This is a genomic window from Rhodocaloribacter sp., assembly GCF_056451265.1.
Genome location: NZ_JBWOPL010000054.1, coordinates 50,082 through 68,159, shown reverse-complemented (window position 1 = coordinate 68,159; position 18,078 = coordinate 50,082). Strand labels below are relative to the sequence as shown.

The window sequence follows — 18,078 nt, the reverse complement described above, 5'->3', positions numbered from 1 at the left end:
ATGAACTGGTGGGAAGCGGCCCTTCTGGGTCTGGTGCAAGGGTTGACCGAGTTTCTGCCCATCTCCTCGTCGGGGCACCTCGTGCTGGGCAAATACCTCCTCGGCATCGATCCGGCGGGCGCGGACAACGTGACCTTCGAGGTGTTCGTCCACTTCGGCACGGTGTTGAGCATTCTGACGGTCTACAGGTACGAAGTCCTCGCGCTCCTCCGAAAGTCGATAGCGGCGGCGCTGGCGCCGGGGGAATTTGCCGAGCACTACCGGAGAGAAGAGGAGGTGCGCACGGCGGTTTTCATTCTCATCACGATGATCCCGACGGGGCTGGTGTACGTCCTTTTCAAAGATTTTCTCGAATCCCGTTTCGGCGACCCGCACTTCGTCGCCGGCATGCTCATCGTCACGGGGGTGCTTTTGCTCCTGACGCTCCTCCGGAAAAACCCGGACGGCCCGATCACGCCGGGAAAGGCTTTCCTCATCGGCACGGCGCAGTCGGCGGCGATGATTCCCGGCATCTCCCGGTCCGGTGCAACGATCTGCACGGCGCTCTACCTGAACGTGACGCCCCGGCGCGCGGCGGACTTCTCGTTCCTGATGCTCCTGCCCGTGGTCCTCGGCGCAACGCTCCTCAAAAGCCTCGAGATGGCCGAAGAGGGCATCACGATGGGCTGGCTGCCGCTGGTCATCGGCACGGTGGTGGCGTACGTCTCGGGCGTGGCGGCGATCAAGCTTCTGCTCGACGTCATCCGGCGGGGCAACCTGGCGTACTTCGCCTATTATTGTTTCCTCGTCGGCACGCTCGGCCTGATTTTCATTTGAGCAACCGCCGCTTTCCGGCCTACCTTACGCCCGTCCCTCTTCGTCTGCCGGGTATTGCCGTGACGTTTCGTCATCCGATCCTCAAGCCGGCGTGCGCGCTGGGGTTTGCGGCGCTCCTCGCGTGCGCGGCAAGCCTTCCGGTGCGCGCGCAGCCGAGGGTGTGGAAAGGCGTGGTGTGGGCGGCTCCGGCCGACGTGGCGCATGCGGAAGCCGACCTCATCCGCATGCGTGAGGCGGGCGTCGAGGCGGTGCGCACCGGGATCGTCCGGGAGGAACGCCTGCTTTCGCTCGCCGACACGCTCGGGCTTCGGCTCTTTCAGGAACTGCCGCTCGACGCCCTGCCCGCCGCCCGCCTCGCCGACACGCTCGCCTTCGCGCGGGAGACGCTCCGCCGGGCCCTGGCGCGCGCGCGCGGCCATCGCTCCGCCCGCCACTTCGGCCTCGCCCGCCGGAGCGACACGAGCGACCCGGAGGCGTGCGACTTCTTCCGCACCCTCGCCGGGATGCGCCCCGACAGCGTGAGGCTGTACTACGTCAGTGCATTCACGGCGGCGGACCGCTGCCGCGACACCGTCGACTTCGCGCTGCTCGACGCGCGCGACCGTCTGCCCCCGGTGGCGGACTGGACGGGGCGCGGGCTGGCCACGCTCGGCGCATGGGTGGACCCGGACGGCCCACGCGGCCTCCGAAACGCGCACGCGCCCGAAGCGCAGGCCCGCTTCCTCGAAACCCACCTCAACGCGCTGCTCGACGCCGAGACCCCGCCCGTGGCCGTGTTCGTCCATCGCTGGCGCGACGCCGACCCGGAGGCCGACGCCGAACCGGAGCCGCCCGACCCGTACGGACGACGGTACGGCCTCCACGACCGCGCCGGCCGGCCCCGCCCGGCCTTTGACGTTATGGCGGGCATCTATACGGGGCGGCAGCGGGTCTTCGCCTTCCCCACCGGCGAAGCGCCGGGGCCGGGGGCGCCGTGGATCGTCCTCCTCGGATGGGCCGTCGTGGCGATGATCGCGGGGCACTACGTGCGCTCGCCCCGCTTCCGGTTCATGGCGCCGCGCTATTTTCTCGCGCACGGCTTCTATTGCGACGCCGTCCGGGAGGGTCGCGACGTGCTGCCGATGACCAGCGCGCTCCTGCTCCTGGCCATCGCCGTCAGTGTGGGGATGACGGCGAGCGTCGTCTTCGGCGCGATCCTGGACAGCCGGGCGATGATGCCGGCGCTCCAGTGGCTTCCGGGGGGCGTGCGGATAACGCTCGCGGGCCTGCTCCGGCAGCCGTGGCTCCTGGCCCTGACGGCGGGCAGCCTCTATGCCCTGGCCCTCGCGGTGTGGGCCGGTGTGCTCGCCCTCGTTGCCCGCCGCCGGCGTCCGCTCGCGCCGGGACAGGTCTTCATGCTCGTGGTGTGGCCCCGGTGGACGTTGCTCCCGCTCATGGTCGCCGCGATGGTCCTGGCCTCTCAGCCCGTCTCGGCCGGGGCAGCCCTGGCCCTCGCCGGAGCCTGGTTGCTCCTTACGCTGTGGGCCACGGCCCGCACGCTCCTCGACTTCTCCCGGATCACACGCGCGCCCCTGTCCCGCACGCTCACGGCGGCGCTCACCCATCCCTTCGTCCTCCTCGGCGTGCCTGCCTGCTTCCTCGCCGCCGCCTTCTTCGGCCCGTGGCTCTCCTTCCTCCGGCATCTCATCACCCGCCTGTGAAGCGCGACGGGGCCGGGGATCGCCGCCCTGTTCTCAGACCTTCTCGCCCACTACGGCCTGCGAACGCGTGAGACGCGCCCACGTGCGGTCGGCAAAGTCGTAGAACGGCTGCTTTTGATGGATCCATCCGAAATGCAGCACGAAGGGCGTCACGTCCAGATAGTCGCCGCGCCCGGGCACCCGCGTGAACAACGCCAGGAGCGCATCCCGGAGCCAAACGTTCGGCATGAAGCGCATGCTGTGCACGAACCGGTCGGAATAGTAGCGGCAGACCACGCGCTCGAAGTCCGGGTCGTACGCGACGAACCCCTCCACGAAGTCGAGTTGCGGGCTGTTGTATCCCTGGTGCCAGAGGTAGATCGGGAGGTGGAGGCGGCTCATGGCCATCGCCAGGCTCCACTCGCACGTCTCTTCGCTGCGTCCTTCGCTGAGGCGGCTGCGGAAGTGCGTCTCGTCGCGGCGCGCGAGGAACTCGGAAGCGAAACCGCACACCTGCTCCGTCAACGCGCGGTCCTGGCTGTAGATCATGCCCGCCTGCACGCGCGGCAGGTGCGTCAGCCCGAAGCGGCGGAGCGTCCGGTCGCGGCGGTCGAGCAGAAAATCCACGACGACGCCGAGGCCCTTCGGCCCGCCGAAGTAGAAGTCGGCGCGGGGCAACCCGGTGGCCGTGAAAGGGAACGCCGAGAGCTGCCGCCACAGGGGATCCGGGTCGCGGCACCACACCATGTCGGCATCGACGAAGAGGGTGCGGTCGAACGGGGAAAAGCGGTGGAGGTGATGTTTGAAGCCGACGATGGAGCGGTGCTCCTCGGGCAGGTCGCCGATGTGGGCAAAGAGGGTGTCGAGGCCGTGCCGCGCCAGGAGCGCCTGGTGCTCGGGCGGGCAGAAGAGCGCCACGGGCCGGTCCGGATCGTGGCGGCGAAGCGTCACGACGGAAGCCACTACGTGCCGCACGTACTTCTCGTCCCCATACGCATGCAGAACATACCCCTCGACTGGCGTCGGCATCATCTCGTTCCGTGAAAAGCCGTGTAAACTCCGCTAAACCGTAACGGTACGCCGATCCGGGTGCGAGGTTCTTTGAAAAAAGGGGGAACGCAGAAGGTCAACCCGTGGCCAGCATCTTCTCCCGGCGAGCGCGGAGGCGTTCCATCAGGGTGTCGAATCCCTTCTTCCGGATGAGCGCCTGAAAGGAGCGCGCATAGCCCTCCGCCGTGCTGACCCCGTCGAGGATGATGTCGTACACCCACCATTGCCCGTCGTGATAGCCGAGGACGTAGTCCACCTTCACCGTCACGTCCTTGTGCGTCGTCGTGGTGCTCACATAGGCGGAATCGCCTTCGACCGTGATCGCATCGTACGTGACCTTCGAGCGGTACGCGTCGAGGTCCGAGAGCGAGTGCGCCCGCACGATGTCACTGAAGACTTCGACGAACTCGGCGCGCTGTTCCGGCGTCAGGTCGGCCCAGTATTTCCCCAGGGCTTTCCGGCCCATCGCCTCGAAGTCGATCCCGTCGTTGATGACCTCTTTGAGCTTCTCGCGCTGTTCGTCGGTGAAGGTCTCCCGGTCTCCGAGGAGGGCTTTGATTTCACGGTCGCGTTGTTCGAGGAGGGCGCGCACCTCGGCGGCGCGATCCCCGGCGGCGCGATCCTGCGCCGAAGCCGGTGCGGCCAGCAGGCCCGCCGCCGTCAGAAGCGCGAGCAGGAGAAAACGGAAGCTGTTCAACATATCGGTCATCGATGATCGGTCAAGGGAGATTGCATGACGTTACGGCAGGGGCTGCGCGCCGCCCGGCATCAGTCAACAAGCGTGCCGCTCTGAAGACGGGTCGTCAGGACGCCGGCGGCGCGCATCAGCCGCAACACGGCGACGTTGTATTGCTGGACCGCCTGCTGATGAGCCGCCTCCAACTCCAGTTTGGTCTGCACGGCTTTGATGAGGTTGTCGGTGTCGCCGATGTCGAGGTCGAAGTTGATCTGCTCGGTGCGCAGCCACTCTTTGCTCAACTGAAGCGCCTTCCCGCGCGCATCGAGCGCCGACTGCGCGATGAGAACGTTCCGGTAGGCCTCCTCGACCTCGAACCGGATCAACTGCCGCGCACCCTCGGCCTGGAACCGGACTTCGTCGCGCTGCGCGCGGGCCTGCTCCACACGGGCGCGGGTCTGCGCGAAGTTGAGCTTCTGCCGAATACCGAGCCCGGCCTGAAGCCCGCGAGACAGAAACGGATCGCTGACGTACGGGTTGCGCTGGCGGTACCGCCCCTCGATGGCCGAGAGCTTGAACGACGCGCCAAGAAAGAGCTTGGGGTAATAATCCGACCGCGCCACCTCGACGAGGGCCTGCCGGGCGGCGACTCCGGCGGCGGCCCGGCTCAGTTCCGGGCGCATGGTCAGCGCCGTGGCAACGTAGGCGTCGAGCGAGTCGAGCGAGAAAGGAACGGGGGTGAGTGCGGCGTCTTCGGGCGCGAGCACGGCCCCGTCGGGCAGGAAAAGCTGGCGGGCGAGCGCCGTCCGCGCCGTGAGCCGTTGCTGCGCCACTTCCACCTTCCGCCGCTCGAACTCCTGCTCGGCGATCAGAATCTGGAAACGGTCGGCTTCGTCCACTCCCTCTGCGCCCTCGTCGAGGAGTTTCTCGATCTCTTTCTTCGCCTGAGTCAGAGCGTCTCGGGCTTCCTCCGCCACGCGAAAAAGGGCCTCGGCGAGGAGCACGTTGTAGTACAGTTCGCCCGTGCGGAGCGCCACCTCGGCCTCTTTCTCCCGCACGGCCGCCGCCTCGACGGCCACGCCCTGCCGCGCCGCACGGATGTTGCCGCCCAGCTCCCCCCACGTATAAATCGGCTGAAGCAATTCCACTTCCACCCGTGTGAACGGGCGCAGGCGGGACCAGTCGTTCCGCACGTCCGGGTTGAGATAGAGCCGGTCCGTCGGCGTGCCGTCGATGTTCTTGAGCCCCGGCCCCGGCGCATGCACCGACGTCATCTTGAACTCGGTCAGGTACCGGCTCGCGCGGGCCAGGCGCGACTGCGCCTCGGCGTAGGCCCGGTCCGCCTCCACCGCCCCCACCTCCGGACTCACCTCCAGTGCGCGGGTGACGGCGCTTGCGAGGTCGAACCGGAGCGTATCCGCCGGCGCGGGCTGCGCGCGCGCCGAAGCCCCCCCGAAAAACCCGAGAAGAACCCAGAGGCAAAGAAGAGAGGCGGTTTGTTTCATCACGTTCCTGCAATCGTGCATCGAAAAGACACTCCCCTGCGCGCGCTTCCACGCCGCCGCCGGAGCGGGCAAGGTAACAAGGAAAGCCCACCCGCGAAAGCCACGCGCCGGGGACTCACGTTCGCGCGCCGTCAGGGCGCCTCGATTCCTTCCGGAGCGCCGCCGGGGGACGTTCCCGAACGTTTCCCGCGGAGCTTCGTTCGACGGATTTTCGACGCACCTGCCATCTTCGCCCCGAACCCTCATGCCCTTTCCGAAGCGAAGCCGTCTGTGGTGGGCGCTCGTCCTCCCGGCGCTGCTTTTTGCGGGCTTTTTCTTCTGGGCCCGTTCGAGCACGTTGCCGCCGTCGGCGTATGCGACCCTCACGGTGTACGACGAAGCGCCCGTCCCCGCGCCGGACACCCTCACCGTGATGACGTACAACCTCGGCTATCTCTCGGGGATGACGAACAATCGACCCGTGGCGCGCACCGAACGGCTTTTCGACGAGAACCTGACGGCGGCGGCCCGGCTCCTCGCCTCCGCGCGCCCGGACGTGGTCGCTTTTCAGGAGATCGACTTCGGCGCGGCGCGTTCCTTCGACGTGGATCAACTCGACGCGCTCGCCCGGCGCGGCGGCTTTCACGCGGCGGCAAGGGCGGTGAACTGGGATAAGCGATACGTCCCCTTCCCTTCCCTGCGCCCCTCGATGCACTTCGGGCGCATCCGCTCCGGAGAGGCCGTGCTCAGTCGCCTCCCCCTCCTTGCCCACGAACGCCTCGTCCTCGAACGTCCGCCGACTCCGTTCTATTACGACGCCTTCTACCTCGACCGCCTCGCGCAGGTCGTCCGCCTCGACGCCGGAGAGCCGATCATCCTCATCAACGTCCACCTCGAAGCCTTCGACGCCGCCACGCGCAACCGGCAGGCCGAGCAGGTGCTCGCGCTGTATCGACAGTACAGGGACGCATACCCCGTCCTCCTCCTCGGCGATTTCAACAGCGTGCTCCCCGAGGACCGGGCCGGCGTGCCGGAGGAGATGCGGGCCGCGCTCGAGGACGACCACGCCGTCGCGCTCCTCCATGCCGAAGAAGGGCTGCGGGAGGCGTTCGACGGTCTTCCCGCGCCGGAGCGCGTGCCCGAGGTCGTCGGCACCTTCCCCGCCGACGCCCCGCGCCTCAAGATCGACCACGTCTTTTTCAATGCCGACCGGATCCGGCCCGTCGAGGCGTACGTCGCCGGCGGGCCGGACCAGCCGTCCGACCACCGGGCGGTGGTGATGCGTTTCGTCCTTGTGCGCTGAGCGTGCCTACCGGTCGCCGACCGGCTCCATACGTTTGACCGAGGCGCGCTCGAAGACGCCGTCGTCGGCGTGACGCCATACCCCGGCGAGGTCGCGCCAGGCCCGTTCGGCGGCTTCGGCGTCGGCCATAGCCTCGGCGGCGCGGGCCAGGCCGAGAAGCGAGAGCGCACGGCGGGGGGTGCGGTCGAGAGAGGCCTCAAACTGCGCGCGGGCGGCCTCGGGCCGATCGGCGGCGAGGAGGATCTCGCCATAGAGTTCGTGCGAAGGCTTGACGACGTCGGGCGGTCCGAAGTCGAAAGGCATGGCGTCTTCCTCGACCGTGGCGCGATCCATGAGCGCGAGGGCCTCGTCCGTTTGCCCTTCGGCCTGCCGGATGAGCGCGGCGAGTTCGTATTCCATCACGTCGGCGGCATGGGCTCCGCGCGCATACCCCTCCGTCTCGGGCCGGTGCTCCCGCGCGGCGCGCATCTCGGCGAGCACGGCGCGCGCCGCCGCGAGGTCCCCCCGCCCGACGGCGCTCATGCCCGTGGCCAGGCGGTCCGCGGCGACGGTGCTCATGCCGAGGTCGCTCACGTCCACGACGAGGGCCGCCGCGTCGCCGTCCCACTGCCGCATCTCGACGATGTGGTGGGCGCGCATGCGAGCGAGGTGGGTGCGCGTTCGGCGCGAGCCGCTCGCCTCCGTGTCTTCCTTCATGACGGCGAGCGTGCGGCGGGCGTCCTCATACCGTCCCTGCTGAAGATAGCCGTAGTCGAGCCACCACAGCGCGTGATAATTCCGCGCATCGACGGGGAGGTTCTTGCGCGCGGCGCGGGCATAGGCGGCGTCCCACGAAGCCTCGTTCATGGCCGTCACGTCGTCCCACATGCCGAGGGCGAGGAAGATGTGGGAGGGCATGTGGAGGGCGTGCGCGGCGGCGGGGGCAATCTTCGAATAGGCGCGCGCGGCCCGGAGCCCGAGCGGCGCGTGAATCGGGTCGTCGAAGGAGTGGATGAGATAATGGGCCGCGCCGGGATGGTTCGGGTTCCGGGCGAAGACCTCCTCGGCGACGGCGGCGGCGCGCATGTACGTGCGGAAATCGCGCCCGTCGTGGCTCGTGCCGAGGATGGCGAGCGCATAGAAGGCGGCGGCGTCGAGGTCGTCGGGATAGGCCTCGTGGAGGCGGCGCATGGCCTCGGCGTACGCATCGTCGCGGCTGCGCTTGTCGCCCTCACCATAGAGGATCTCGACGGCGCGGAGGTAGGCTTGTTCGCGGGCGGTCGGGGCTTTCTCGGCGCGGGCCTCCGGCGTCGGCGCGAGACGGCCGAGCGCTTCGAGCGCGCCGGCGCGGTCCTGCTGCGCCCACAGCGGGTGGTTATACGTCATCGCCTCGCCCCAGTACGCCATCGCGAAGTCGGGGTCGAGCCGCTCGGCCTCGCGGAACGCCTCGGCGGCGTCCTCATACTCGAAGCTGTGCAACAGCAACAGACCCCGGAGGAACGCCTGGTGCGCTTCCGGCGCGCCCGACGTCTCGAAGTCGGTGCTTCCCAGGGCTTCGATCTGCGCCTGCGCCGCGCCCGCCCCGAAGAGCAGCCCCGGCACGAGCGCCAGCATGGACATGAGACGTTTCATCGCGTTTCCTCCGTGATCCGTTTGATTTCGATGCCTTTATGATAGCGAGATAATACGGCGCGGCAGGCTGCCGAACCATCCTCGAAGCCGCCTCGCTCACGACGTCCCGGGCATCGCGTCGATGACCGCGCCTTCGGGCCGGGCAAACTGCTCCGGGGAGGGCGAAGCCTGGTCGAACCGGACGTTGTGAAACCACACCTCGCGGCGTTTTTCGCCGAGGTGGTCGCCCGCCCACCGGAAGTATACGGCGCGCTCGGGCACGAGGAGCCCGCGCACCGTCTGCCATTCGTCGTATCGCAGCGCGCCGTACCGGGGCGGCGTGCCCGGCTCGGCCGTGCGGCCGTACGTGACCGTGTACAGCACGAGGCGCAGCCGCTTCGTCTCCGGGTCGAAATACGCGAGGTACTCGTCCTCCGGCGAATCCCCGACGCCCGCCTCGTACGTGACGCGGAGCACGTCGTACGTCTTGCCCTCCAGTGTGCGCGGCTCCAGTTTCTCGACGCGCGTCCCCGGATCGGCAAAGACGAAGGGCAGGGCGAAGAAGTAGAAATACGTGCCGCTATAAAAACGGGGCGGCGCGCCGTAATTGAGCGCTTCCTTGTCCGGCGTGATCCACACGTCTTCGCCGTCGAAGCCGATCGTATAGGCCTCGCTCGTGATGCGCACGCGGCGACCCTTCAGGTCGATGAGCTGATGATCCGTCCATTCGCCGCGCTGAAGGTCGTATTCGAGCGTGCCGAAGCGCCGCCATGCCTCGAGGCCGCCGTGGGCGTCGAGGTAGGGCGCGAGGACGGAGGAGACGGAGGGCTCCGGGGACTCCCCCGAGGTCGCTTTCGGAGAAGATTCACAGGCGCTCAACCCCGCGCTGAAAAGGAGCGTCGAAACGAGAAGCATGAAACGCATGACGAGGCGGGTAAGGGTGGAAAGAAGGGGCGCGCCGGTCAATATACGAAACGCGTCAGGGGCTCGCTGTTCGTGCACCCTCATAATCCCCCCACACCCACACATCCCCCCGCCCGGTTCGCGTCAGGGGAACGCGGCGTCGGGGATTCCCGCACGAACCAAACCGTCTTCCTCGACGGGCATGAGAACTTCCGGAGGCCTATGATGTGGAAGGAAAAAGGTAAAATCCGACATCAAACCATCGAGACCGACCATGAAACTCTACCGGGTGTATTCGGACCTCAAAGACCTCGAAGTGGGCGGGGCGACGCACGCGAAGGTGCGTGTCCGGTGGTTCGTCGAGCGATATGACGACGACTTTCTGGCGCAGCACATCGGCCGGTGCGCGCCCGCGGCGCTGGAGGAAGACTACCTGACCGACGTCGAGGTCGAACTCGTGCGGCGGCACGTGAAGGAGCAATGGACGTACGTGGGAGCGCCCGTGGTGATCGAGGAGACCATCGACACGACGGACCTTCGGCGGCTCGAAGAGCTGTGCATGGAAGGCTGCCTGCCCTATCGTGAGCGGTGTCGGCAGGGCGAACCGTGCCTCTCTCTGTACGACGGAGACGCCAGAGGGCATGCCACCGACGAGTCGGTCAAGCGCATCCGGGGGTTGTGCGAAGTGCTCGAGTGAGGGCGTCCGTCACGGTTGTTGATCGACGAGGCCCATCGTGTGGACGGCCTCGGTGTCGAGCCGCCAGGAGACGGTGTGCCGCCCCACCGCGCCGAAGAAACCGTGCCCGTGTGCGATGTTCGCGGGCGTCTCCGGCGCGAGCCACTCCACGCTCGGCAGGTCGAAGCTCATGCTCAGGCCGAAAAAGGTGAGGGTGGTGTCGTTCTCGTTGGCGAAGACGAAGCGGCGGCGGATCGTTCGGAGGTCGCGGGCGAGAAACAGGTCCACGTCCCATCCCTGCGCGCCCTGGCGCCCGGCGTCGCGGTAGACGAAGGTGATCGTTCGGAGCGAGTCGGTGAGGGCGGAGGAGACGAGATAATGCACGTCTACCTCATGGACGGGGCGCGTGAGGCCGGCGAGCGTGACGCGCTGCATGAGGTTGAAGGCGTCGCCAGAGGGGGGCGCAGGTTGGACGGCGGGCGCCTCGGGCACGTGCGTGGTCGCCTCGGAGGCGCGCCCGTCGGGGCGAAGCACGGTCAGCCGGTAGTCGCCGCCGGGGAGCGGGCGGAAGCGGGCGAAGAAGAGGTGGCCCGTGCGCCCGTCGTCGAGCGTGACGAGGGAGTCGCGCCACGTCGTCGTCGCGCCGGTCTGGAGGTGGGTGCTCGTCACGACGGCCTCGAGCGGCCCGTCCGTGGCGTCGAGGATGGAAGCCCGGAGCGGCTCGACACGGACGAACTGGGTGTCGGCGGCGGTGTCGAGAAAGCCGTGGAGCGCGAAGAAGGCCTCGGGCGCGTCGAGCAGGGGCGCGACCTCGTTGTCGCACGCGACGAGGCCGAGCGCCGCCGCGCACGCCGCCAGGCAACAGGCTATGACACGCACACGCCTCGTCATCGCAGCTCCACCTTCAGCCCCGCCGACGGAATGAGCGGAAGCTGGTTCACCCGCTCGCCGGAGAAGAAATTGTACTGAAAGATGTTGGCCCGATCGTACGCGTTGATGACGCCCGCCTGGAGCGTGACCACGACGCGCTCGAAGGTAAACTCGCGCCGGGCGGACACGTCGAGCCGGTGATAGGCGGGCAGGCGCCCCCGATACGCCGGGCCGCGCGAGACGAACGTCTCGCCGGAAGCGGTGTGGAAAGCGTCGTCGTCCGGCTCCGTGAGGGCGAGCGTCTCGTAGTAGCCGTTAATCCGTGTGAAAGGCAGCCCCGAGCCGAACTGCCACGCCAGACTCAGGCGATACGGCCCGCGCGCGAGCGCCACGAGCACGTTGACCTGATGCCTCCGGTCGTGCGGCGGGGAGAAGGCTTCGCCGAAGTCCTCGTCGAAGGCGGGCGGTTCGTACGTCACCGCGCCGAGGCTGTAGCTCACCCGCGCGAAGAACGCGGGACGGTTCATCTCCAGCCGGAGGTCGAGTCCGCGCGCCTCGCCCGCCACCCGGACGAAGCGCTCCACGTCGTCCGAGAGGGCCTTCGAAAAACGGGGAAAGGAGATGTTTTTGAGCCGCTTGAAATAGCCTTCGACGGACAGCTCCATCCACGAAAGGAGCCGGCGGCGGGCTCCGGCGATGAAGTGAACCGCCTGCGGGAGCGGGCGGCGTTCGGGCGCGGCGGCCCACACGGTGAACACGTCCGTCACGTCCTGTTCGTTGTTCAGCCCGATGATCTGCTGATGGTACAGCCCCCATGCAAGGGTGATCTCGGTTGTGCTCGCGGATCCGCGGGGCAACCACCGTGCGCGGAGGCGGGGGTCGAACGCGGCGCGGACGCCGTTCGAGAACGACTGGAGACGCAGTCCCGGCGACAGCCGCAGCCGCTCCCCGAGATCGAAGCGCGCCTCGAAGAAGCCGCCGCCGCTGGTCACGTTGGCATTGCCCGTTCGGGGACGTCCGTTGCGCGCGAAGGCAAACCGCGTGGTGTTGCCGAAGATGCCGAAATGGAGCTGCGCGTCGCCGAGGAGATAGCGGAAGGTCAGCTCGGCGTTGAAGCCGTCGATGTCGGCGCGGCGTTCGTCGTCGTCGGTGAGACGGTAGCGGCTTGCCAGACGCGAGACGTAGACGGCGGCCTGCGTCATGACGGCCGCTTCGGCGGGCAGATACGTGTATCGCCCCCCGTAGGCCTCGTTGCGCCACGTCGAGAACCGGCGGCGCGCCTCCCCTTCGGCCCCGGCGATGTTGCCCTCGTCGAAGGTGCGGAGCGCCGTGGCGGCGAAGCTGCTCGTCGGGCTGAGGAACGCATGGAACTTGACGAATCGGTCGCCGAACCGGAACGGCAGTTCACGCCCGATGAGGCTGCCCGAGAGGCGCTCGATGACGGACTCACGCACGGAGGCGAGCACCGAAACCTTGTTTTGGATGACGGGGATCTCGACGCGCAACGAGCTCAGAAACGGCGCCATCGACGCCGCGCCGACTACCCGTTGTTTGTTGCCGTTGCGCGTCGTCACGTCGATCACCGACGAGATGCGCCCGCCGTACCGCGCGCCGAAGCCGCCCGCGTAGACGTCGGCGTGCGCGAGGAGGTCGGCGGGAAAAGCGCTGAAGAACCCGACGATGTGGAAGGGCTGATAGACGGGCATCCCGTCGAGGAGCACGAGGTTTTGGGTGGGAGTGCCGCCCCGGACGAAGAGTTGCCCGCCCTGATCGCCGGGGGCGACGAAGCCGGGGAGCGTGAGGAGGTATCCGGCAAGGTCGTACGTCACGTCCGGCGCGGGCGCGCGGGCGAGCGCCGAGGGCTCGATGGCCGTCAGCCCCGCCAGCCGCCGGTCGGGGCGACGCTCGCTCTCGACGACGACCTCCTCCATCTCGGCCTCGTCCGCCGCCAGCCGAACGTCGAGCGTCCGTTCTTCGGCGAAGGCGAAGGCGAGCGTGTCGGTGAACGCACGATAGCCGATGAACGAGACGGCCAGCGCATAGCGACCCGGACGGATGCCGGTGAGGACGAAGAAGCCGCCCGCATCGGTGGCCGTGCCGAGGCGTTCCCCCGCCGCGCCGGTGAGGAACACGCTCGCGCCGGCGAGCGGCTGCGCGTCCGCGCCGTCGGTGACGCGCCCGCGCAACGCGGCCCACTGCGCCTGCGCCGCCGTCGTCGCGCCGAGCGCCAGCAGAAACAGCAGCGCCGCGCGCCGGGTCCACCAAGGGTGCGGGGGTCTCATACGCGATCTCGGGCGCGAGGAAGTGAGGAGGGGCGGGCAGGGTCCGGAAGCGTCCGCGGGCTTTGTCGGCGCGCTCCTCAAAGAAAATTCTCTTCGAGAAAAGGGTGCGGGAAAAGCATGTTCCGGATTCTCAGGCAAAATACGTCCTTACGGCGGAACAGCGCGCGTGTTCGGGGGATAGTAACGCAAGCGGCTCCCGCTCCGGGACGCGCCGCACCGACCACGTTTCCTTACCTCATGCCGTACCGTCCGGATGCACAAGCGCCTTCGTTGGACCTTTCTCATCATTCTCGGGCTGTTCTTCGCCTTTGCGCTTGCCGATTCGCTCGGCGTTTTCGACCACCGCCCGTACTATGAGGTCCCGCACGGAAATCATACGCACTACGTCCCCAAGGACTGCGACCCGCCCGTGACTCCCGGCGATGCCCCGACGCGCCCGCCCGACCCCGACGAGCGAATCAACTGCCAGGGACAGATCGTGCCCAAATAGCTCGGGCGTGCGCTCGAGGAGAGGCGATCATCCCGCGAGCTTTTCGAGCGCCGCGCCGGAGAGACGCATCGTCGTCCAGTCGTCCATCGCCTCCGCGCCCAGCTTTTCATAGAAACGGATCGCCGGCTCGTTCCAGTCGAGCACGCTCCAGTCGAGGCGCGGGCAACCGCGCCCGACGGCGACGGCGGCGAGACGCCGAAGCAGAGCCAGACCCACGCCGCGCCCCCGGAAGGCAGGCTCCACGAAGAGGTCTTCGAGGTACAACCCCCAGGCCGTCAAAAAGGTGGAGTAGTGGGGGAAAAACAAGGCAAAACCGATCACCCTGCCGCTTTCCCGATCCTCGGCCACGAGCGCTTCGAGCGGCGGCGACGCCCCGACGGCAAGGTGACGCCGCAGCGCCTCGACATCGGGTCGGGCTTCGTGGGTGAGCTTCTCATAAACGGCCAGCCCCGTGATGAGCCGGGCGAGGGCTTCGGCGTCGTCCGGCGTGGCGGAGCGAAGAAGAAAGGCGTCGGACATGGAAGAAGAGGCGCTCGGCTTCGGTCTGAAGTAAAACTTGAAAAACGGCCCGAATAGCCCGTTTGAGATTTCGCCCCCCCGGAGCTCGAAGGATCCGGACGAACATACGGAAACGGCCGGCGGCGTCTTGCCGGGCGCTCACGTCCACAAGACTGCCCGAGCCATACCCTTCGGCTCAGACCCGACGGACGCGCGGCGGCAAACTACCGAACCGCTCTTCCGGAGGCAACAGCGACGGAAACGTCCGCCCGAAAAGGCCCGGCAGGGTTGCGGGGACGGTGGTCTGACGGGGGCTATGGCCGCTTGCCGGCGGACGATGCATTCCCCCGACACGGGTGAGGCCAACGATTCGCCCGATGATCACGACGCGCGCGAGGCCTCAACGACCTCCGGGCGCTTCACGAAGTCGCCGGCATCAGGACGTGCGCCGCTTCGAGGGCCGCTTCGAGGTCGCGGACGAGATCGTCCACGGCTTCGAGGCCGACGGAGAGGCGGATGCCGCTCGGCCGGATGCCCATCTCCACCTGCTCTTCGGGCGGGATCGGCGCGTGCGTCATGCTCGAGGGATGCTCGATGAGCGTCCGCACGTTGCCCAGGCTGACGGCCAGCGTGATCGTGTAGGCATGCTCGGCGAGGTGGTTGATGAACCGAATGCCGGCCTTCTGCTGCGCCGCCGGCGTGTCCCCGCGAAGCTCGAAATAGATGATGCTGCCCGGCGCGAAGTTGCCGTCATAGTCCACCATCTGCCGCCGCGCCGTCTCGTACCCTTCGAAGGAGGGGAGGCCCGGATACCGCACCTCCGCCACCGCCGGATGGTTGTCGAGGAACCGCACGAGCTCGCGCGAGGTGGCCAGCTGTTGCCGCATCCGCACGGCCAGGCTCGGCAAGCCATAGGCGAGGATGCTCCATGCCGCGCGGGGCGAAAGCACGCCGCCGAAATCCTTCCGGTAGAGCAACACCTCGCCGTGCCGGCTCTTCGGCCCGATGACCACGCCGCCCATGTCCGTGCCGAAGCCGCTGATGCCTTTCGTCAGGCTGTGCACCACGAAGTCGGCCCCGTATTCGAGCGGGCGCTGGCAAAACGGCGTGGCGAACGTGTTGTCCACGACGACGTAGACGCGCTCCGCCTCCGACCGCCCTTCGTTCACCCGCGCCACACGCTCGGCCACCGCCGCGATGTCGATGATCTCGAGGATGGGGTTCGAGGGCGTCTCGAAATAGACCACCCGCGTCTCGGGTCGGATGTGTTCGAGCACCGCGTCGGGGTCGGTCAGATCGACAGGCGTGTGGGCGACGCCAAAACGCGGCAACCAGTTGTTGAGCAGCGAGTGGGTGCAGCCGTAGAGCGTGTGGTGCGTCAGCGCGTGCTCGCCCGCCCGCAGCAGCACCCCGAAGGCCGCCGCAATGGCCCCCATCCCCGAGGCGAACGTCACCGCCGTCTCGCCGCCCTCGGCCATCGCCAGATTCTCTTCGAGCAGATCCTTGTTCGGCTCCCGGAGGCGATCATAGATGTAGATGGGCCGGTCGGCGTCCTCGTCGTGCCCGTATGCCTGAAAGCCCTGCGCGCCACGCACCGTCGAGTCGAGGCGGAACGTGGTGGAAGTGGAGATGGGCGGCACCAGATGATGCCCGTATTCCCACGCCGCCGAACGCATGTGCCCGTGGATCAGGCGCGTGGTGGGTTGGTGCATCTCGCCCCCCTTTTTCCTGTCGTCTTGCTTTTTCATGACCTGGCCCTCTTTTCTGTGCCCGCCCCCGCTCAACCGGCCGGCTGGATGGGAATTTTGGTTTCGTGCTTGACGGTGGACAAGACGAAGGACGTGTGGATCTTTCCGATGTTCGGGAGGGCCGCCAGCTTGTGCAGCAGGAAGTCCTCGTACCGCTCGATGTCGGCCGCCACCACCTTGAGGAGATAGTCGCTCTCGCCGCTCGTGTGATAACATTCGAGCACCTCCGGCAGCCGCTGCACCTCCGTCCGGAAGGCGTGCACCCGGTCCGCGCCGTGCCCGTCCAGGGTCACCGATACGAAAGCGATGGTCCCCTGATCGACCTTCGAGGAGTCGACGAGGGCCACGTATCCCCGGATGACGCCGTTCTGACGAAGCTTCTTGACCCGGTCGAGCGTGGTGGCCGGAGCCAACCCCACCCGCCGCGCCAGCTCGACGTTCGTGATCGCGCCGTCCTCCTGAAGGATGTCCAGAATCTGCCGGTCGATGGTATCGAGAAACTCGAGCATGGCCGCCCTCGGCTTATCGCGAAGATGAATCTTGTCTCAACTATAATACAATGAAACGTCCCGTGAGCCAAATATTATTCGGATAATTAACCATTGCGTGGTCATTTATTCATGCGCCGTGCATTTTTCCCGGATCACGCTGGGCATCCTTCCACCCGGAGCGTATCTTTCCCGCCGAGCAGCCGTCCAAACCGCCGTATCCGCCTTCCGGCGCGCCTCGTCCACACCCGGCCTCACCTTGCCATCATCGACGACGTCCCCGGGGCCGCCCCGCCCCCCGATCCATCCGCACCATGACCGACATAGACATACACGAAGAGTATCGCGCCCTCGGCGCGCGTTACGACGACCTCGAAGCGCTCCTCGAATGGCCGGATGAACGGCTCTTCCGCGTGAACGAAGACGTTTCGGGATGGTCGGCGGCACAGCATCTCTATCACGTCGCTCTCGCGAACAGCCGCATGCTCAAAGCCGCCGAGGTCATTTGCGCGGGGCACCCGATGGTCCGTCCGGAGGCGACGCTCAACGAGGCGGGGCAACGGACGCTGACGCAGGGACGCTTCACGCGCGGGCGCGGAAAAGCGCCGGTGGGTGTCGCGCCGCCGGAGACCGTGACGCGGGTCGAGCTCGCAAAGACGCTGGCGCGCAGCCGGAAGAAGTACGCCGAGGTGGCGGCCCTCCTCCCCGTCCTGACGGCGCAGACCGGCGGCCTGCCGCATCCGTACATGGGCACGCTTCGCGCCGACGAGTGGCTCCGGCTCGCGCGCGTCCACTCCGACCACCACCTCGCCATCATCCGCGAGATCGACGCCGGGACGACCTTGCCCGAAGCCTCCGAATGAGCGACCCGCACACGCCCGACCCGCATTTCCTCACCGTTTCCCGCACGGCGCGGTATTATACGCTCGGCGACGCCGGGACGGCCCGTGAGGTGTGGTTCGTGCTCCACGGCTACGGGCAGCTCGCCGCCGACTTCCTCCGCCCCTTCGAGGCGCTCGACGACGGCAGCCGCCTCTTCGTCGCTCCCGAGGCGCTCTCGCGCTTCTACCTCCGGAGCGGCATCGACAAGGTGGGGGCCTCGTGGATGACGCGCGAGGACCGCCTCCACGAGATCGCCGACTACGTGCGCTACCTCGACGCCGTGTACGACGCCGTCTTCGCCACGTGCGACCGCGCCTCCGTGACGGTGCGCGTGCTCGGGTTCTCGCAGGGCACGGCCACCGCCTCGCGGTGGTTCACCATGGGCCGCGCCCGCGCCGAGCGGCTCATCCTCTGGGCCGGCGCCCTCGCCCACGACCTCGACGCCGACGCCTTCCGCACCCGCCTCACGGACGACGCGCTGATCCTCGTCGTGGGCACGAAGGACGCGTACGTCAGCGCGAAGCGACTGGCCGAGGAGCAAGCCCGCCTCCGCACGCTCGCCCTTCCCTATCGCCTCGTCACCTTCGACGGCCCCCACCGCCTCGACCGCGAAACGCTCCTCCGCGTGGCGAAGCTGTAAACA

Annotated in this window: 17 protein-coding genes and 1 pseudogene; 7 read left to right on the top strand and 11 right to left on the bottom strand. The window is 67.8% G+C overall.

The annotated features are described in order from the left end of the window. Positions 1-816 (top strand): undecaprenyl-diphosphate phosphatase, encoded by an 816-nt coding sequence (locus AC1HIY_RS10365; protein WP_479576659.1) that lies wholly within the window; start codon positions 1-3, stop codon positions 814-816. Positions 817-875: 59 nt separating this feature from the next. Continuing rightward, entirely contained in the window at positions 876-2,516 is a 1,641-nt protein-coding gene (locus tag AC1HIY_RS10360; protein ID WP_479576658.1) for a hypothetical protein, read from the top strand. A gap of 33 nt (positions 2,517-2,549) precedes the next feature. Here AC1HIY_RS10360 and AC1HIY_RS10355 read toward each other — a convergent pair whose 3' ends face one another. The 3 genes from AC1HIY_RS10355 to AC1HIY_RS10345 all read right to left on the bottom strand — a co-directional run bounded on the left by AC1HIY_RS10355 (position 2,550) and on the right by AC1HIY_RS10345 (position 5,726). Then, the gene (locus AC1HIY_RS10355) at positions 2,550-3,524 is read right to left on the bottom strand and encodes a hypothetical protein (RefSeq protein WP_479576657.1); all 975 of its coding nucleotides are present in this window, start codon (positions 3,522-3,524) and stop codon (positions 2,550-2,552) included. Positions 3,525-3,621: 97 nt separating this feature from the next. Beyond that, on the bottom strand, positions 3,622-4,254 hold the full coding sequence (locus AC1HIY_RS10350) for an MlaC/ttg2D family ABC transporter substrate-binding protein (RefSeq protein WP_479576656.1): 633 nt from the start codon (positions 4,252-4,254) through the stop codon (positions 3,622-3,624). Positions 4,255-4,313: 59 nt separating this feature from the next. Then, a complete protein-coding gene (locus AC1HIY_RS10345) occupies positions 4,314-5,726 on the bottom strand; it encodes a TolC family protein (RefSeq protein WP_479576655.1) in 1,413 nt (470 codons plus the stop codon). 244 nt (positions 5,727-5,970) lie between these two features. On the opposite strand from AC1HIY_RS10345, the gene AC1HIY_RS10340 reads away from it, so the two are divergent. Beyond that, positions 5,971-7,008, top strand: a complete 1,038-nt coding sequence (locus AC1HIY_RS10340; RefSeq protein ID WP_479576654.1) for an endonuclease/exonuclease/phosphatase family protein — start codon at positions 5,971-5,973, stop codon at positions 7,006-7,008. 6 nt (positions 7,009-7,014) lie between these two features. Here the strand turns inward: AC1HIY_RS10340 and AC1HIY_RS10335 are convergent, their stop codons facing one another. Together AC1HIY_RS10335 and AC1HIY_RS10330 are read right to left on the bottom strand one after the other, a co-directional pair. Then, positions 7,015-8,619: a tetratricopeptide repeat protein gene (locus AC1HIY_RS10335; RefSeq protein WP_479576653.1), complete on the bottom strand. Its 1,605-nt coding sequence runs from the start codon at positions 8,617-8,619 to the stop codon at positions 7,015-7,017. A 96-nt stretch (positions 8,620-8,715) separates the two neighbouring features. Continuing rightward, positions 8,716-9,522, bottom strand: a complete 807-nt coding sequence (locus tag AC1HIY_RS10330) for a DUF6503 family protein (protein WP_479576652.1) — start codon at positions 9,520-9,522, stop codon at positions 8,716-8,718. A 253-nt stretch (positions 9,523-9,775) separates the two neighbouring features. On the opposite strand from AC1HIY_RS10330, the gene AC1HIY_RS10325 reads away from it, so the two are divergent. Continuing rightward, positions 9,776-10,198, top strand: a complete 423-nt coding sequence (locus AC1HIY_RS10325; RefSeq protein ID WP_479576651.1) for a hypothetical protein — start codon at positions 9,776-9,778, stop codon at positions 10,196-10,198. Between the two features lie 9 nt (positions 10,199-10,207). On the opposite strand, the gene AC1HIY_RS10320 is transcribed toward AC1HIY_RS10325, so the two are convergent. The 3 genes and pseudogenes from AC1HIY_RS10320 to AC1HIY_RS10310 form a co-directional block, all read right to left on the bottom strand. After that, positions 10,208-11,056, bottom strand: coding sequence for a hypothetical protein (locus tag AC1HIY_RS10320; protein ID WP_479576650.1), 849 nt, complete (start codon positions 11,054-11,056; stop codon positions 10,208-10,210). Positions 11,057-11,064: 8 nt separating this feature from the next. Continuing rightward, positions 11,065-12,573 carry a TonB-dependent receptor gene (locus AC1HIY_RS10315; RefSeq protein WP_479576678.1) on the bottom strand — a complete coding sequence of 503 codons (1,509 nt, stop codon included), beginning with the start codon at positions 12,571-12,573 and terminating at the stop codon, positions 11,065-11,067. Between the two features lie 78 nt (positions 12,574-12,651). Then, positions 12,652-13,329 (bottom strand): annotated as a pseudogene (locus AC1HIY_RS10310) (carboxypeptidase-like regulatory domain-containing protein); the annotation flags it as partial. A gap of 253 nt (positions 13,330-13,582) precedes the next feature. Between AC1HIY_RS10310 and AC1HIY_RS10305 the strand changes: the two are divergent. Next, positions 13,583-13,819 carry a hypothetical protein gene (locus AC1HIY_RS10305; protein WP_479576649.1) on the top strand — a complete coding sequence of 79 codons (237 nt, stop codon included), beginning with the start codon at positions 13,583-13,585 and terminating at the stop codon, positions 13,817-13,819. 27 nt (positions 13,820-13,846) lie between these two features. Here the strand turns inward: AC1HIY_RS10305 and AC1HIY_RS10300 are convergent, their stop codons facing one another. From AC1HIY_RS10300 to AC1HIY_RS10290, 3 genes are all read right to left on the bottom strand, one after another. Beyond that, positions 13,847-14,338: an N-acetyltransferase family protein gene (locus AC1HIY_RS10300; RefSeq protein WP_479576648.1), complete on the bottom strand. Its 492-nt coding sequence runs from the start codon at positions 14,336-14,338 to the stop codon at positions 13,847-13,849. Between the two features lie 398 nt (positions 14,339-14,736). After that, on the bottom strand, positions 14,737-16,065 hold the full coding sequence (locus tag AC1HIY_RS10295; RefSeq protein WP_479576647.1) for a trans-sulfuration enzyme family protein: 1,329 nt from the start codon (positions 16,063-16,065) through the stop codon (positions 14,737-14,739). 32 nt (positions 16,066-16,097) lie between these two features. Next, entirely contained in the window at positions 16,098-16,574 is a 477-nt protein-coding gene (locus AC1HIY_RS10290) for an Lrp/AsnC family transcriptional regulator (RefSeq protein WP_479576646.1), read from the bottom strand. A 293-nt stretch (positions 16,575-16,867) separates the two neighbouring features. Here AC1HIY_RS10290 and AC1HIY_RS10285 point away from each other — a divergent pair, with 293 nt between their 5' ends. Both AC1HIY_RS10285 and AC1HIY_RS10280 read left to right on the top strand, forming a co-directional pair. Further along, positions 16,868-17,416: a DinB family protein gene (locus AC1HIY_RS10285; protein ID WP_479576645.1), complete on the top strand. Its 549-nt coding sequence runs from the start codon at positions 16,868-16,870 to the stop codon at positions 17,414-17,416. Further along, positions 17,413-18,075 carry an alpha/beta hydrolase gene (locus AC1HIY_RS10280; protein WP_479576644.1) on the top strand — a complete coding sequence of 221 codons (663 nt, stop codon included), beginning with the start codon at positions 17,413-17,415 and terminating at the stop codon, positions 18,073-18,075. The genes AC1HIY_RS10285 and AC1HIY_RS10280 overlap by 4 nt, the downstream gene beginning before the upstream one ends. Positions 18,076-18,078 lie beyond the last annotated feature (3 nt).